This is a genomic window from Actinoplanes sp. TFC3, from assembly GCF_001553785.1.
Lineage (GTDB): Bacteria > Actinomycetota > Actinomycetes > Mycobacteriales > Micromonosporaceae > Actinoplanes.
The window spans coordinates 124,961-140,072 of sequence record NZ_LOJP01000014.1 but is presented as its reverse complement, the minus strand read 5'-3'; the positions used below and the strand labels follow the sequence as shown (position 1 = coordinate 140,072).

Below are 15,112 nucleotides of genomic sequence, written 5' to 3'. Positions count from 1 at the left end.
GGTGGGCGTACCGGTGGATGAAGAGGCCCGGAATCTCCTGGCGGGGGCGGCACTACGGCGGGGCGCAGCCGGTGGTGCACGATGAGCATCTGCGGCAGCCGCGCCAAAATGCACGCCTACCGGGAACGCCGCACGCAGAGACCCGGCCTGGGGACAGTAAAGCCTCAGGGCAGTAAAGCCTGAGAACAGCAAAGCCTGAGGGCGGTAAAGCCTGAGGGCGGTAAAGCCTGAGGGCGGTAAAGCCTGAGGGCAGTAAAGCCTGAGGGCAGTTAAAACGCCGCTGCGAATTCCACGGGGGAAGAACTCGCAACGGCGTCATACACACCATAGTCGATGGGCTCGCCATCGTCCAATCGGGTGGGCCGTGATCCTCCGATCGCGGCGGGTCCCGCACATCGGCCACCCTTGATCCGGGGTTGCTCAGTGCGGGCTGGTGCGCACCTCGGGCATCGGCACGCCCTGCGCCCAGGCTGCCTCGCGGATCGTGGTCAGCAGGCGTTCGCGCTGGCCCGGGCGTTGGCGGTCGATGAACAGCACGCCGTCGAGGTGGTCGGTTTCATGCTGGATGCAGCGCGACAGCAGGCCTTCGCCGACGAGTTGGAGGGGGTCGCCGCGCTTGGTGTAGCCCTTGGCCACCACGTTCATCCGGCGACGGGTGTCGAGGTAGATGCCGGGGATGGACAGGCAGCCCTCGAAGCCGTCCTGATCTTCCTCGTCGGGGAACTCGAGCACCGGGTTGACCAGGTGGTCGACCTTGCCGTCGCTGAGTTGCGGGGCCAGGGCGAACACGCGCAGGCTGACGCCGAGTTGCGGCGCGGCCAGCCCAGCCCCCTGGCTGTCGGCGAGGGTTTCGCTCAGATCGTCGACGAGTTTGCGCAGCTCGGCGTCGAAGTCGGTGACCGGTGCGGCCGGGGTGCGCAGCACCCGATCTCCCACCAGCTTGATCGGCAACACAGTCATGGGAGCCAACCTACCGCCGGTTTGCTTGCCCCGGCGGCGGGCACCCGCAGGACATGGGTATCGGATTCCTGAGCGGTGCGGCGGCGGGTGCGGCGGGTACGGCGGCCCTCAACGCTGCCACTTATCTCGACATGGCCGTGCGGGGGCGGGCGGCGAGCAGCACCCCGGAGAAGACCATCGAAGCCATGGAGACCCGGTTGCCGGTGGACGTGCCGGGCGAGGGTGACACGCGGCAGAACCGGGTCAGCGGGATTGCCAGCCTGACCGGGGTGCTCACCGGCGTGGGCATCGGGGTCGCCTACGGGGTGCTTCGCCGCGCCGGTTTCCGCCCGCCGGTGCCGGTGGGGGCGGTGCTGACCGGGGTGAGCGTGATGGGCCTGACCGACCTGTCGATGGCCCGGTTACGGGTCACCGATCCGCGTAGCTGGTCGGCGACCGACTGGGTCAGTGACCTGCTCCCCCACCTGGTGTACGGCGCGGTCACCTACGCCACGCTCGCCGCGCTGGACCGCAACTCTCAGTGACTCAGCCACGACCCTTGAGCACGAACGCCATGCCGGCCAACCAGGGCAGCACCGACAGCACCGCGCCCTTGACCCCGCCGAAGGCGAGCATGCCGAGCGCGACCAGGCACAGCACCACGCCGATGATCAGCGGGACACGGCCGGGCGGGCGCCGCTGTTCGTGGAACGCCGCGGTGAAGCCCGGATCCTCGCGGTGCAGGTTGGCCACGATCTTCTCGAAGCTCGGCTCGTCATCGGCCATGACGCAAAGCTTAGAACCCGGGTACGACGTTTAGGCCCGCCGTGTCCGGCGAATGCGGCGACGATGACGCAGCAGCCGTACCTGACCATGCTCGACACCCTGAGTGAGGGCCCCGACCTGCAGACGTTCCTACGCGAGACGGTACGCATCGCCGCGCGCGACCTATCCGGGGGCGGCTCGTGCGGGCTTGCCGTGTGCTGTGACGAGCACGGGTGGACCACCGCGGCCAGCAGTGATCTGGCGTTACGGGCCGACGAGGCGGGTTACGGCGGGATCGAGAGCCCGGGGCTGGAGGCGATGCAGGCGGGCTCGCTGGTCGAGGTGGATGATCTTGCCGAGGAGTCGCGCTGGGCGGCGTACCGGCCGTACGCGATGGATCTGGGTGTGCGCAGTGTGCTGGCGGCGCCCTTGCCGGCGCAGGGCCGTTCACGGGCCGCGCTGACCGTCTATTCGCAGAAGCCGCACGCGTTCGCCAGCCAGCAGCGCCAGCAGTTCGAGATGTTCGCGGGGGCCTGCGCGGCAGCTCTGGGGGTGGTGCAGCGCCTGGCCGGGCTGACCGAGGTCGAGGATCAGCTGCGTCACGCCCTGGACTCGCGCGGGGTCATCGACCAGGCGATCGGCATCATCATGGCCCAGCAGCGCTGCCCGGGTGACACCGCGTTCGCCATGCTGCGCGCGGCTTCACAACGTCGTAACCGCAAGCTGCGGGACCTGGCCGTCGACATCGTCACGCGGGTCGGGGGTCAGGCTCCGCACCAGCCGACCCCTTTCAAGGTACGAGCACACTGAGGCTTACGACACCAGCAGCCCCAGCACCGGTCCGGCCGAGCGCAACGCCGCGATCAGATGCTCGCCGGACAGCCGCACCGGGTGCCGGTCCTCCCACAGCGCGGCGATCGTCAGCGCGGTGGTGGCGTGCGAGGCGGCGAGCGGCAGCGTCGGGTACCGGCTCATCGCAAGCTGGTCCAGCAGCGGCCGGTGCCGGGCGAAGCGGGCCAGCGAGCGCCACAGCTCGGCCGGCGCGTACGACTCGGCGGCCACCCCGGGCGCTTGCGGCAGCACGCTGATCGCCTCGAACGGCTCGGCCCCGGCCAGCCACATCTCCGCCGCTTCCACGCCGCGGCGCGCCGCCGACTCGCACCAGTACGGCACCAGCGCACCGGCGTGCACCCGCCACGGATCGAACAGCGTGCCGGTCTCCACCACGCAGTGTTCGGTGACCGCCCCGGCCGCCCGCCACCACTGCCGGTACAAATCGGCCACGAACGCGCTCAGCGCCCCGGGCCGCGGATAGCAGATCCGGTACGCCGGGGTGACCCAGCGCCGCAGCTCGTTGTCGAAATCGGGTTCCCCTGCGGTTTCGGCGTACCGGCTGACCGCGCCGGCGCCCGGGGTGGCCCAGCTCGTGACGCCGAGGGTGGCCAGCAGGTCGCCGAACGCCGGGTTGGCGGTGGTGTAGTCGGCGCTGGTCCAGCCGGACACCGGGCTGCCGACCTGGAACCCGTACCCGGGCGTGAGGTCCTCGACCGTCCAGTTGCGCAGGTCGCGCACCATCAGCGCGGGTCCGCCGGCCAGGCGGGTGCGCAGGAACAACCGGTACGCGTGCGGGATGCGCCGCCACCGCACGTGCAAGGTGAGCGTGCTGCCGCACAGCGGGCCGCGCTGCACCGGATCGTGCACCTGGCGCACGCTGACGCCCGGGTTGCCGCCCAGGATGCAGGCGGCGATGTCGCGGCCGTAGTCGCGGGCTCCCCGCCAGTCCTGCACCGCGCCAGGCCAGCGCACAGTGACCACGAACCCGGACGGCAGCCAGGGCGCTCCCAGCGCGGCCGCCAGGTGCACCGCGCCGCCGTGCGCCGATCCGAGCACCATGGCCGGGTAGGAGGCGCCCGGGTAATGGTCCACAATCCACTGTGCCACCGCGTCGGTATCCAGGGCCGCCGCCATCTCCGGGGGCAGCGCGGCAGCGGCGGCGTCACACGCCAGTTCGGTGGCGCGGCGCCGCGCCGGTGCGCGGGGGTGCCGGCCGAGGATCGGGACGCGGTCGAGCCCTCGGCTGTCCTGCTGGTGCAACGCGCGGGCGGCTGCGGCCAGCAGCCCCCGGCCGAGGCTGTCCGGGCACATCGCGTGGGCGGCGAGCGGGGCGGGTAACCCGACGGCGGTCATCGCCGTCCTTCGATCAGGTGAGCCGGGCCGCCGCGCACCTGCGCCGGCACATCCATGAGCTGCCCTCCCGCCGTGCCTGCTGCCGTGGCGAGCAGCCCGAGTACCGCATCCAGCGCGTTTCACACGGGGTGTTTATCGGCACTCCAGGGCATTGCGCACCCTCGGCGGGCGGGACTACGGTCAGCCAGAACGCGGCCGGGCAGCTCACCTCAAGGAGGTGCCGATGACCGCTACACACCCGCCGGGCAACGCGCGGGAAGACCTGGACCAGATCGCCGTCGCCTACGCCGAACGCTGGGCCGTGGCCGGCCCGTCCGGCCGGGCCGCACTGCGCGACAAGGTGATCACCGTGCTGCTGCCGTTCGCCGACCGGCTGGCCCGGCGGTACCGCCTGCGCGGCGAACCGCTCGACGATCTGCAGCAGGTCGCGCGGATGGGCCTGGTCAAATCCATCGACCGGTACGACCCCGGGCGCGGTTCCTTCACGGCGTTCGCGGTCATCACGATAAACGGCGAGATCAAACGCCATTTCCGCGACCGTACGTGGAGCCTGCACGTGGCGCGCCGGCTGCAGGATCTGACCCTGGAGGTGAAGGCGGCCACCGAGGCGCTCGGGCACGCCATGGCCCGCGACCCGACCACGGCGGAGATCGCCGTGCACCTGGGCATGACCGAGGATGACGTATGCCGGGCCCAGTGCGGCGCCGCCGATCACACCGCCCTGTCGCTGGCCCTGCCGGTCGGCGACGATGAGCAGGAGCTGGGCGACATGCTGGGCATGCGGGACGCCTCGATCGAGTCGATGGCCGACCGGATGACCGTGGCCGGGCTGGTGCGCCGCCTGCCGGCCCGGGTGCAGCGGATGATCAGCCTGCGCTTCTACGGCAACCTGACGCAGGCCGAGATCGCCGAGCGGCTGGGCATTTCGCAGATGCACGTGTCGCGGCTGCTGGGTCAGGCGCTGAGCTGGCTGCGGGCGGCGATGCTGAGCGACGTCCCGCCGCCGTGGACGGGTGTGGTGGCCGACGACGATCACAGCAAGCTGTGGATCCGGGTCCGCCGGACGGTGGCGGGGGCGACGGTGCTGGTGTCCGGGGAGATCGACCGGGACACCGCCGAGCAGGCCCGGCTGCGGCTGCACGAGGCAATCGCCCACGCCCCGCCATCGGGGCTGGTGGTGGATCTGACCCGGCTGCCGTTGGTGGACGCGGCGGGGGCGGCGGTGCTGCGCGACATGGCGGTGGCGGCGGCGCTGGCCTCGGTGCCGATCGCGATCACCGGCATGCAGCCGCAGGTCCGCCACGTCCTGACCGTGCTCGGCCTCGACTGCGGCGACGCCTGACCGCAGCTCACCTGGGGCCCGGCCGAAACCCGGCGTGGCCCAAGCCCTGGCCCGCCAAAGCCCGGATCGGCCACGAGACAGCTCTGCGCAGCGAGCTGGAACGCGAAAACCCCTGGACCCGCGGTGCGGATTCAGGGGTTGCGATGTCCCGGACGGGACATCATCACGAGCGGACGACGAGATTCGAACTCGCGACCCTCACCTTGGCAAGGTGATGCGCTACCAGCTGCGCTACGTCCGCGTGCTGCGTGCAGAACTTTACCTCACGGTTCGAGGCGCCCGTCGCGCAGGGTGAGAACCCGGTCGGCGCGGTCCATCAGGCTGGGGTCGTGCGTGGCCACCAGGGCGGTCATGCCGCGGGCGTCGACCAGCGCGCGGAGCAGGTCCATGATGGCCCGCCCGGTTTCGGAGTCGAGCTGGCCGGTGGGTTCGTCGGCGATCAGCAGCGGCGGGTCGTTGGCCAGGGCGCGGGCCACCGCCACGCGCTGCTGCTGACCGCCGGACATCTCGTACGGCCGCTGGTTGGCCTGGGCGCCGAGCCCAACCAGTTCGAGCAGCAGGCTGACCCGTTCCTCGCGCTCCTCGGGGTTCTGAGCGGCCAGGCGCAGCGGCACGCTGATGTTCTCGGCTGCGCTGAGGATCGGGATCAGCCCGAAGGACTGGAACACGAAGCCGATGGTGGTGCGGCGCAGACCCAGCAGGTCGTTCTCCCTCGCGCCGGATACGTCGTGCCCGTCGACCTCGATGGTGCCGCTGCTGGGGCGGTCCAGCCCGCCGATCAGGTTGAGCAGCGTGGTCTTGCCCGCGCCGGAGCGGCCTCGCACGGCGACGAGCTCCCCGCGCCCGGTTTCGAAGGACACGTCGCGTACGGCATGCACGGCGCGGTCCCCCGTACCGTAGTGGCGGTTCAGTTGCTTGACTGTGATCAGCGTGTCACTCATCGCCCGGCCTCACCTGCACGTGGTCGGTTTCCAGCGTCAACTGCACCCGGTCCTTGAGGCTCAGCGCGTCCACGAAGCCCGCCGGCAGCTGCATGCGCCCGGCCCGGTCGAGCACCGAGTACTCCTGGGAGACGATTTCCTCGGCACCGCCGGCGCCGGTGCGGGCGCTGCGGCGTACCTCGGATGCGGTGCGGCCGTCACGGATCGCGACCGTGCGCCGGACCTGGCCCGACACCGCATGGTCATGAGTGACGATCACGATGGTGACGCCCAGTTCGGCGTTGATGGTGCGCAGCGCGACGAACACGTCGGCGGCGGTGGCCTCGTCCAGCTCGCCGGTCGGCTCGTCGGCGAACAGCACCTCGGGGTCGTTGGCCACCGCGACCGCCACCGCCGTGCGCTGCTGCTCGCCGCCGCTCATCTGGTTGGGCCGCCGGTCGGCGCAGTGCGCCACCCCGGTCATGTCCAGCAGTTCCAGGGCCCGTTTGCGACTGGCCCGCCCGGCCAGGCGCATCGGCAGCTCGACGTTCTCGCGGGCGGACAGGTACGGCAGCAGGTTGCGCCCGGTCTGCTGCCACACGAACCCGGCCACCTTGCGGCGGTAGCGCAGCCGGCGCCGCGAGGTCATGGTCAGCAGGTCGAAGCCGGCCACCCGGGCGATGCCGGCGGTCGGCACGTCGAGCCCGGACAGGATGTTGAGCATCGTCGACTTGCCCGAGCCGGAGGCGCCCACGATCGCCAGCAGCTCGCCCTGATCCACGACCAGGTCGAGGCCCTGCAGCGCCACCACCTCGACACCTTCGGTTTTGAAGATGCGCACCAGCCCGTCGCAGACTATGTGCCCGCGCAGCCGGTCGGTGCCCCCGGCCCGGGCCGCGGCCCGCTGGGCTGCCCGGCGTTGCAGCTCGCCGAGATCCGGTCCGGTCATCAGATGTCCTCTCCCAGGCGGAGTGAGGCCCCCAGGCCCATCCGGCGGTGCGCCGCGGTCTCCACGAGCACGGCGGTGGAAAGCCCGGCCAGCAGCAGCGCCAGGGCTTGTACGGCCAGCCACGGGTCGACGGCCACCCGCGGCGCGACCCCGGCGGTGAACGCGTCGAGCCCAAGCGCCGGGCCGATCAGCCGGGGCAGCAGCCAGCCCACCGCCGTACCGGCCAGAAAGGCGACCGCCAGCAGCGGGGTCAGTTCGAGGATCAGCAGGTTGCGGCCCTGGCGCCCGGACAGCCCGAGGGTGCGCAGCCGCGACAGCGCCTGCCCGCGCCCGGGGGCGTCGGCCAGCACCGCGAGCCCGACGGCGAGCAGGGCCAGCACGATTGAGCCCACCGCCCCGGCCAGGAAGACGAAGGTCAGCAGCGCGTTCACACCGCTGTCCTCCAGCTCTTGGCGGTGCTGCTCCCAGGTGATGATCTCGGCCAGGCGGGGCAGCTGCTGATCGGTGACCTGGGTGATGCCGGCGTCGATGGTGCGCCGCAGCAGGGCGAGGTAGTACTCGCGCTGCCCGGCGTCGGCCGCCTTGCGCACCGCGTCGTTGTCGAAGTCGTGCCCGGCGAGCAGGTAGCGGGTGGGCACGAGCGGCTGGAAATCCGGCGCGGGCACCGAGCGCCACGGCAGCGCAATGAACCGTCGGGTGCCGGTTCCCAGGCCGGGGATCTCCGCGGTGGTCTCGGCGACGCGGAACTCGTAGCTGCGGCCCTGCACGGACACCGAGCCACCGGCGCCGATGTCGGCGGCGACGTCCGGGGAGACGACCGCCTGAATCGGGCCGCTGGTGGTGGCCGAGGCCAGCGACCCGGGCATGCGGGCGGTCACGCCGCTGCGGCGCAGCAGGTCGTTCGCGGCGGCACCGTCGATGATCACCAGCTGGGCCTGGGCGCGGCGCCCGGAGGTTGCGGTGAGCTGGGCGCCCGAGCCGGCCAGCAGCGGGACGGCCGCATCCACGCCGGGCACCTGGGTGAGCAGCCGGTCGGTGCCGGCGGCGAAGCCGAACCCGGTCACCTGGGCGTCGGCGCCGACCGCGCGGTCGGTGGCCCGGTCGCGGGCGTCGCTGATGGTGGAGTTGACCGCGACGGTGAACACGCCGGTGGCCGCGGCGACGATGAGCACGGCGACCGGGCCCGCGGACAGCGGGGTGCCGCGGCCGGCGCGGGCCAGCCCGAGGAAGGCGACGAGTCCCCGGGCGCGGGCCGCCAACCGACCGGCTTTGCGCAGGGGCCAGGGCAGCAGCCGTACGACGGCCAGCGCCGCAGCCGCGCCCAGCAGCACCGGCACCACCGACAGGAACGGGTCCACGCCGTCCTGCACCCCCCGCTGACGCACGAGTACCACGCCGAGCCCGGCCAGCAGCAGCACGAACACCTCACCGGCGAGCCGGCGCGACCCGGGCCGCCCGGGCCGGCGCCCGCCGGTGCCCCCGACCAGCGCGGCCAGCAGCGGAGCCACCCCGACGGCGAGCAGCAGCAACGCAGCGATCAGCGCCGGTTCGCTTCCGGCGGCGCGGCCGGGCAGCAGGGCACAGAACAGCCAGCCGAGCAGCACGGTCGGGGCGACCACCAGCACGGTTTCGGCGAGCGTGCGCAGCGCCACCGTGCCGGCGATCGCACCGCGGGCGCGCAGCAGGGCGTACTCGGCGCGGCGGCGTTCGACCATCAGCAGCGCGGCCAGCAGGATCAGCCCGAGCACGGTGGCGATCAGGCCGGACTCGACGACCGCCACGGTGGCCTGCGCTCCGGACTGGGCCTTGGCGAAGGCCAGCAGCGCTGGTTCTGCATTGGAGCGCAGGGTGCGGCCCTGGGGCGGGTTGCGCCGGGCGTCGACGACGGCGGTGGTCAGCGCGTCGAGGCCGGGCGCGGTGATGCGGTCCACATCCAGGCGGTAGCGCCACCGGCCCTCGAACAGCTCGGTCTGCTTGACCGCCAGCCGGCTGCCCTCAAGGTCGGTGAGCACGGTGCCCTGCCAGGTCATCCCGTCGTCGGCCTGCGGGCAGCCGATGCGTTCGACGCGCTGGGTGTCCCAGTACGGCGCGTCGTCGTCGAGCGGCTCGAACAGCCCGCTGATGAGCACGGTGGTGGTGCCGGCCGCGGTCAGCTTGGTGCCCACCTTCAGCCCGAGCTGCTTGGCGTCCGCGCGCGACACCATTGCTCGCACGGTGGTGGTGTCACTGACCGGTGCCGCGCCCTCGACCACGCGTACGGCCCCGGCCTCGCCGCTCTGGTAGCGCACCCGCAGCGACGGGCGGCACACCCCGGTGTACGGCGCCGGGCCGCTCAAGTTCTGCCCGGGCACTTCGCTGTCTGCGGTGTACCAGCGGTCCTCGACCAGCGCGGGCAGCGGGTCGGGCAGGTCGTGTTCGTAGCTGGGCAGCAGCGCATCGCCCCCGGAGGGCAGGCTTTTGTCGCTCGCGTCGTAGCCAGAACCGAACACGATGTCGCGGTTGAGGTACGACAATCGGCTCAGGTCCGAGCGCAGCCCCTGATCGGTGTAGTGGTTGGCCACCCGGGGCACCCCGGCGACCAGCAGCGCCGCCACCAGCGCGAGCGCAGCCAGCAGGCCCAGATGCCCGCCGAAGGCCCGGATCCGGCGCAGCACCGCGCTCATCTGTCGGCTCCCAGGTACAGCCGGGCCGCGGCCAGCCGGCGCCGCAGCGTGATCCCGGCCAGCGCGCTGAGCCCTGCGGCGAGCACGAACAACAGCAACGCGGTCCCGCCAGCCCGCACCCAGTCCACAACCAGGTACGGCGGTGGCACCGGGCGCGATGCCTGCGGGGTGAGGATCATCAGCGGGGCCATCGCCGCGGCCACCCCGATGCCGACCGCGAGCCCGGCCAGCACCCCGGTCCCGGCCAGGAACGCCTGCTCGGTCATCAGCGAGCGGGCCAGCAGCCGCGGCCCGGCGCCCAGGGTGTGCAGCACGGCCAGCTCGCTGATGCGCCGGCGGGTGGTGGTGCGCACGTCGACGAGCACGCCCGCCGCGGCCAGCAGCAGCGCCCCGATCGCGGCGGCGAACAGCGCGGTGCGCCCGCCCACCCCGTACGAGTCCACAGCCGAGGCCGCCGCCTGTTCCCGGCGGTCGTTCACCTGCAGCCCGCCGAGCCGCAGGGCCTGCATGGCCGCTTGGGTGTGGGTGCTCGCCGGCACGGACAGCCACCATTCCTGGGTCTCGTGCACGATCCCGGCCTGATACAGCAGGTACGCCTGCAGGGTCGGCAGGTCGGCCAGCACCGCGGCGGGGTCGTCGGAGCCGGGCACCGCCACGATGCTGCCGGCCAGGCGCACCGGCACGTCGGCGCCGCCGATGCGCATGGTCACCGGCCGGTCGCCGCTCAGGTGCAGGCGCTGCTGGGCGCCGGGGGTGGCCACGATGGGCACCGGTGGCACCTTCACCGGCCGCACGATGGTGACCTTGGCGCGGCCCAGGCCCCCGGCCGGCACGGTGGCGCCGATCGCCGCGCCGCTGACGACCACCGAGTCGGGTTGCTGCCCGACGCTCATCAGCGCCCACTTGTCACCCAGCGGCAGCGCCTTACCGTCGATCGCGAGCTGGGACAGCCGCAACTCGATGGTGGTTGCCACATAGGACGCGTCGGCGTCGGCCACGAACCCGGCCAGGCGCAGCCCGGTGCCGTCGCCGGGCAGGGCCGCGGTGAAGCGGCCCGGGCTCAGGGGGATGCGGATCGCCTCGCCGGTGCTGTCGACGACGATGGCGGTGATCGTGGGGACTCCCATCGAGCCGATGACCTCGGCCCGGCCGGTCAGCCGGGTGCCGGCGGGCAGCGCGTCCAGCGACACGTCGGGCCGGGCCCCGGTCAGCACCGTGCTGAGGGCTTTCGCGCCGCCGCCGTACAAATCGGAGCGGATCTGCACGCTGCCCCCGGCTGCGATGCCGTCGATGGCGATCAGGTCGGCGGCGCTCTCGCCGATGCTTGCCTGCACGCTTTCGCGCCAGCCGCGCCGCACGTCGGTGACCCCGGACAGCGCGGCCAGCCGCTGTGCTCGCCCGGCCGGGGCGGCGCCGGAGATCTCAGTGAGCCGCAGGTCCGCGCCAACGCCGTGGTCGGCCTGATCGCTGACCGAGCGGCTCGCCGTCCCGGCCAGGCACCAGCCGACAGTGCTGGCCGCCACGGCCAGCGCGAGCAGCAGCACCGGACCGGCGTGCGGGCGGCGACCGGCCTGCCACATGCCGAACAGCGGCGCGAAGCGCTGACCGCCGGTTAGTCGCCGCTCGGTCAGCCGCGCGGCGGGGGCCAGCAGCCGCAGCGCGAGCGTGGCCCCGGCGAGGATGGCGAGGGTAGGCGCCGCAGCCAGCAGCGGGTCGATGCCCAGCCCGCCGCTGGGGCCGCCGGACAGCGGGGAGGCGTAGCGGCGCAGCTGCAGCCAGCCGAGCACGGCCAGCGCGATCAGCAGCACGTCGGCTCCGGCCCGCTGCAGCGCCGCGCGGCGGTTGGGCCGTGAGCGCGCCTGCAGGTCCTCGACGTAGGTGCCACCGCGCAGCACGGGCACGGTGATGGCGGCGGCGCACCCGATCGCGGCCAGTGCAGCGACAATCCAGAGCAGCGGGCCGGGCTGCCACCCGGAGGGTTCGGTGAGCCCGAACCAGCGCCGCTGCCCCGCCAGGTGCACGGCGGCGGCGGCAAGCGGTGCGGCGATGAGCCCGGCGGGCGCCACGACGGCCAGGGCCTCGGCGGCGGTCAGCCCGGCGAGCTGGCGGGAGGTCGCCCCGCGGGCGCGCAGCAGCGCGGACTCGGCGCGGCGGTGCTCGGTGAGCAGCGCGGCGATGAGCACCAGAGCCAGCCCGCTGAGCACGGCGACCAGCAGCACCGGGGTGACCAGTGCGGAGCGGCCCACCAGGTCGGCGCGTTCAAGCCGGTCGATCAGCCCGCTCAGCCCGGTGTCGACCACGGCCGAGGTGCCCAGCCCGCTCTTGGCGGGTAGCTCCGCGCGTTCGGCGGCGGCGGCGTCGGCTGCCCGGCGGACCTGGGTCACCCCGGCGCCGCTCAGGTCGACAGCGGCGAGCCAGGCGGCCGAGGCGTTGCCGGCGAAGGAGCGGGCGAAGTCGGCCCGGTCCACTACCAGCGGCCCGTACGTGGCAGAGCTCGGTGCCACCCCGGCGACCACGTCGGGGGCCAGCTGGAAGTAGGGGTCGGCGGCCTCGTGCGGGCGCCAGATGCCGCTGACCCGCAGCGTGGTGACCTTCTGGTTGATGCGGTTGACCACCGGCACCCGGTCGCCGACGGCCAGGCCGAGCGCGCGGGCCACCCCGGCGCCCACCGCGGTCTGCGGTTGCTGCGCGCCGGGTTCGGGCCAGGCGCCGTCGGTGAGCACCGCGTGGGCGCTCAGGTCGCCGAGGAACATGACCGAGGCGTAGACCACGCCGCCGGAGTCGGGCACGGCGTCGCCGGTGGGGCCGGAGAACGCGCGGCCGGTGGCGTATCCGGCGGCGGAGACGGCGACGTCGCGCCCGCCCAGACCGGCGGCGAAGCGCTGGCGCACGGCGGCGTCGCGGCGATCCAGGTCGGCCGGGTCGCGTCCGGCGGAGCCGCGGACCAGCACGGCGCGTTCGGGGGGAGCCGAGGCGGCCAGGGTGCTGGCCGCGCCGGCGCGCACGACCTCACGGCTGTAGGCTACGAGCCCGGTGAGCAGCAGGGTCGCGATCAGGGCCAGGGCACCGGCGGCAGCCAGCAGGGATCGTGCTGCACCGGCCCGTCGTATGAGCAGACTCATGACCCCGCGCCCTCCCGGCCCCGTCCCGCCGCAAGGACTATAGAGGCCGCGGAGATCGCGGTGGATCAACGCCTCGCCGCTCGGAGCGGATGCGGCGCAGCGTGCGCTGCAGCAGCAGGTCGGCGCCCTCGGGTGGGCCGTCCAGCAGCATGGCTTCGCTCAGCTCGGCGTGTTCGCCGCCCGGCTCCGGCGCGTTCCCCATGCCCCAGGTACGAACGCGGCCCGGCGACCGGTTCGAATTTCCGGACAGAGATGCAAGTCACAACTGTGAATCTTCGCGCCCGAATCGCCCGTCTGTGTCGGCCTGCCAGCCGCCGAATTGACTGATAAAAGGCCGTTTCCGCCGCTTGCTGCCGCCGATCATGATGCTCAGAGTCGTCAGCTAGCATTCGCCGCCGCGCGACTCCTCCGATCAGCTGCAATCTTCAGAGGGTCGGCCCGTCTGCCGAAGGGAACACCGTGAGCAAGACCGCGCGTTCCAAACGCCGCCGCTCGCCCCTGTGGGCGCGGTGGCTCGTCGGCCTGGGTGTCGTGCTGGTGGTGGCCAGCGGCGGCTCGATCGTCGCTGCCAACGTGGTGCTGAGTTCGGCGACCGGCGCGGTCAACGAGACGCCCCTGCTGCCGCAGAATCCCGCCGTCGAGCGCCAGCACGCCGACGTCAAGGGCGCCAAGAACATTCTGCTGGTCGGGCTGGACACCCGGCCGAGCTGGAAGAACAAAGAACCGAGCCGGTCGGACTCGATCATCCTGCTGCACCTGCCGGCCGACCATTCACCGGTCTATCTGGTGTCACTGCCGCGCGACAGCTACGTCGAGATCCCGGCCTACGACAACGGCAAGCAGAAATACGCCGGCGGGCACAACAAGATCAATTCAGCGTTCGCGTACGGCAGCCGTGGCCTGGAAGGCGCCGCGGCTGAGGCGCACGGCTTCGAGCTGCTCACCCTGACCGTGCAGAAGCTGACCGGCATCACCCCCGACGCGGGCGCGATCATCGACTTCACCGGCTTCAAGGATGTGGTGAACGTCCTGGGCCAGGTCTGCATGTACGTCGACGAGGACGTCACGTCGATCCACGTGGGGCACACCGCCGACGGCAAGCAGGCGGTGCCGTACACCACCGACTCGGCCGGGCTGCACCCGCGCAAGGTGCCGGGGGTGACCGCCAACTTCTACAAGAAGGGCGACCACTGCTTCACCCCGGTCGAGGCGCACGACTACGCCCGCCAGCGTGATCTGCTGGCCAACAAGGACTCCGACTACGGCCGCCAGCGCCACCAGCAGCAGCTGCTCAAGGCGATCCTCAAGCAGGCGGTCAAGTCGGGCTTCAACCAGCCGACCAAGCTGCCCAGCCTGCTGTCGGCGATCGGCAAGACCATGACCGTCGACGGCGGCGGGATCCCGCTGGAGGACTGGGCATTCGCGATGAAGAACACCAACCCCGACGACCTGGTCACCATCAAGACCAACGCCGGCACCTTCAACTCCGACTCGATCGCGGGCCTGGGCGACGTCGAGATCCTCAGCGACGACACCATGGACCTGCTGCGCTCGGTCAAGAAGGACACCGTGGCCACCTTCCTGCAGGCCCATCCGGATTGGATCACGCAAAGCTGACCCACCGCCGGGCCCGGCGCGACATGCTGACAGGCATGCCCGTACGACATCGCCTGTCCTGGATCCTGACCCTGGCCACCGCCGGCGCCGTGCTGGCGGCCCCGCCACCCGCAGCCGCGGCGGCCGTGCACTACGGCGGGACGATCACCCGCAACCAGGTCATCGCCCGCGCCGCCGACTGGCTGCGGCGCGGCATCCAGTACTCGCAGAGCAACGCCGACGCGCGCTGGGACGTCAACCGCGGCCGGCGCTACCGCCCCGACTGCTCCGGCATGGTGTCGATGGCCTGGGCGATCGACCCGGCCGCACCCGGTCTGGGCCGCGCTCTGGTCACCTGGGAGATCCCGGCGGTGGCGAACCGGGTCCGCTGGGCCGACGTGCGCCGCGGCGACGCGCTGCTGCACCTGGTGCCCCGCGACCGCTCGCAGGAGCACGTGCAGCTGGTGCAGGCCTGGGCGAACCCGGCCCGCACCCGGCTGTGGGTCATCGAGCAGAGCAGCCGCCGCTACGACATGCGCCGCAAAGTCGTGACGATCGCGGCGGTGCGTAGCGCGTACCAGCCCTACCGTTACCGCTGGATCCGGTAGCTGCCCGCACACCTGATTCGC

Annotated in this window: 13 protein-coding genes, 1 tRNA gene and 1 pseudogene; 6 read left to right on the top strand and 9 right to left on the bottom strand. The window is 72.5% G+C overall.

Annotated features, from left to right (window positions below; genetic code table 11):
* Positions 1-66 precede the first annotated feature (66 nt).
* A pseudogene (locus tag TFC3_RS40620) lies at positions 67-183 on the top strand (CGNR zinc finger domain-containing protein); the annotation flags it as partial.
* Positions 184-420: 237 nt separating this feature from the next.
* On the opposite strand, the gene def reads toward TFC3_RS40620, so the two are convergent.
* On the bottom strand, positions 421-960 hold the full coding sequence (def, locus tag TFC3_RS34125) for a peptide deformylase (protein ID WP_067510410.1): 540 nt from the start codon (positions 958-960) through the stop codon (positions 421-423).
* Between the two features lie 53 nt (positions 961-1,013).
* On the opposite strand from def, the gene TFC3_RS34130 reads away from it, so the two are divergent.
* On the top strand, positions 1,014-1,484 hold the full coding sequence (locus tag TFC3_RS34130) for a hypothetical protein (protein WP_067510412.1): 471 nt from the start codon (positions 1,014-1,016) through the stop codon (positions 1,482-1,484).
* A 1-nt stretch (position 1,485) separates the two neighbouring features.
* On the opposite strand, the gene TFC3_RS34135 is transcribed toward TFC3_RS34130, so the two are convergent.
* Entirely contained in the window at positions 1,486-1,725 is a 240-nt protein-coding gene (locus tag TFC3_RS34135) for a DUF3040 domain-containing protein (RefSeq protein ID WP_067510414.1), read from the bottom strand.
* Positions 1,726-1,788: 63 nt separating this feature from the next.
* Here TFC3_RS34135 and TFC3_RS34140 point away from each other — a divergent pair, with 63 nt between their 5' ends.
* Positions 1,789-2,514 (top strand): GAF and ANTAR domain-containing protein, encoded by a 726-nt coding sequence (locus tag TFC3_RS34140; protein WP_067510416.1) that lies wholly within the window; start codon positions 1,789-1,791, stop codon positions 2,512-2,514.
* Positions 2,515-2,517: 3 nt separating this feature from the next.
* Here TFC3_RS34140 and TFC3_RS34145 read toward each other — a convergent pair whose 3' ends face one another.
* On the bottom strand, positions 2,518-3,891 hold the full coding sequence (locus TFC3_RS34145; RefSeq protein WP_067510418.1) for a hypothetical protein: 1,374 nt from the start codon (positions 3,889-3,891) through the stop codon (positions 2,518-2,520).
* A 223-nt stretch (positions 3,892-4,114) separates the two neighbouring features.
* Between TFC3_RS34145 and TFC3_RS34150 the strand changes: the two genes are divergently transcribed.
* Complete coding sequence (locus tag TFC3_RS34150) at positions 4,115-5,233, top strand: sigma-70 family RNA polymerase sigma factor (protein WP_067510420.1); 1,119 nt, start codon at positions 4,115-4,117, stop codon at positions 5,231-5,233.
* A 168-nt stretch (positions 5,234-5,401) separates the two neighbouring features.
* Here the strand turns inward: TFC3_RS34150 and TFC3_RS34155 are convergent.
* The 6 genes from TFC3_RS34155 to TFC3_RS38930 all read right to left on the bottom strand — a co-directional run bounded on the left by TFC3_RS34155 (position 5,402) and on the right by TFC3_RS38930 (position 13,089).
* Positions 5,402-5,474: transfer RNA gene (locus tag TFC3_RS34155), tRNA-Gly, on the bottom strand.
* A gap of 22 nt (positions 5,475-5,496) precedes the next feature.
* Complete coding sequence (locus tag TFC3_RS34160; RefSeq protein ID WP_067510422.1) at positions 5,497-6,174, bottom strand: ABC transporter ATP-binding protein; 678 nt, start codon at positions 6,172-6,174, stop codon at positions 5,497-5,499.
* Positions 6,167-7,102 carry an ABC transporter ATP-binding protein gene (locus TFC3_RS34165; protein ID WP_082772766.1) on the bottom strand — a complete coding sequence of 312 codons (936 nt, stop codon included), beginning with the start codon at positions 7,100-7,102 and terminating at the stop codon, positions 6,167-6,169. The genes TFC3_RS34160 and TFC3_RS34165 overlap by 8 nt, the downstream gene beginning before the upstream one ends.
* A complete protein-coding gene (locus tag TFC3_RS38390; RefSeq protein ID WP_067510503.1) occupies positions 7,102-9,765 on the bottom strand; it encodes an FtsX-like permease family protein in 2,664 nt (887 codons plus the stop codon). Before TFC3_RS38390 ends, TFC3_RS34165 begins: the two co-directional genes overlap by 1 nt.
* Positions 9,762-12,887 carry an ABC transporter permease gene (locus TFC3_RS34175; RefSeq protein ID WP_067510501.1) on the bottom strand — a complete coding sequence of 1,042 codons (3,126 nt, stop codon included), beginning with the start codon at positions 12,885-12,887 and terminating at the stop codon, positions 9,762-9,764. The genes TFC3_RS38390 and TFC3_RS34175 overlap by 4 nt, the downstream gene beginning before the upstream one ends.
* A gap of 37 nt (positions 12,888-12,924) precedes the next feature.
* Positions 12,925-13,089 (bottom strand): hypothetical protein, encoded by a 165-nt coding sequence (locus tag TFC3_RS38930; RefSeq protein ID WP_201787316.1) that lies wholly within the window; start codon positions 13,087-13,089, stop codon positions 12,925-12,927.
* A 257-nt stretch (positions 13,090-13,346) separates the two neighbouring features.
* Here TFC3_RS38930 and TFC3_RS34180 point away from each other — a divergent pair, with 257 nt between their 5' ends.
* Entirely contained in the window at positions 13,347-14,504 is a 1,158-nt protein-coding gene (locus TFC3_RS34180; RefSeq protein ID WP_067510428.1) for an LCP family protein, read from the top strand.
* Between the two features lie 35 nt (positions 14,505-14,539).
* Complete coding sequence (locus TFC3_RS34185) at positions 14,540-15,091, top strand: hypothetical protein (protein WP_153040632.1); 552 nt, start codon at positions 14,540-14,542, stop codon at positions 15,089-15,091.
* Positions 15,092-15,112: the final 21 nt, after the last annotated feature.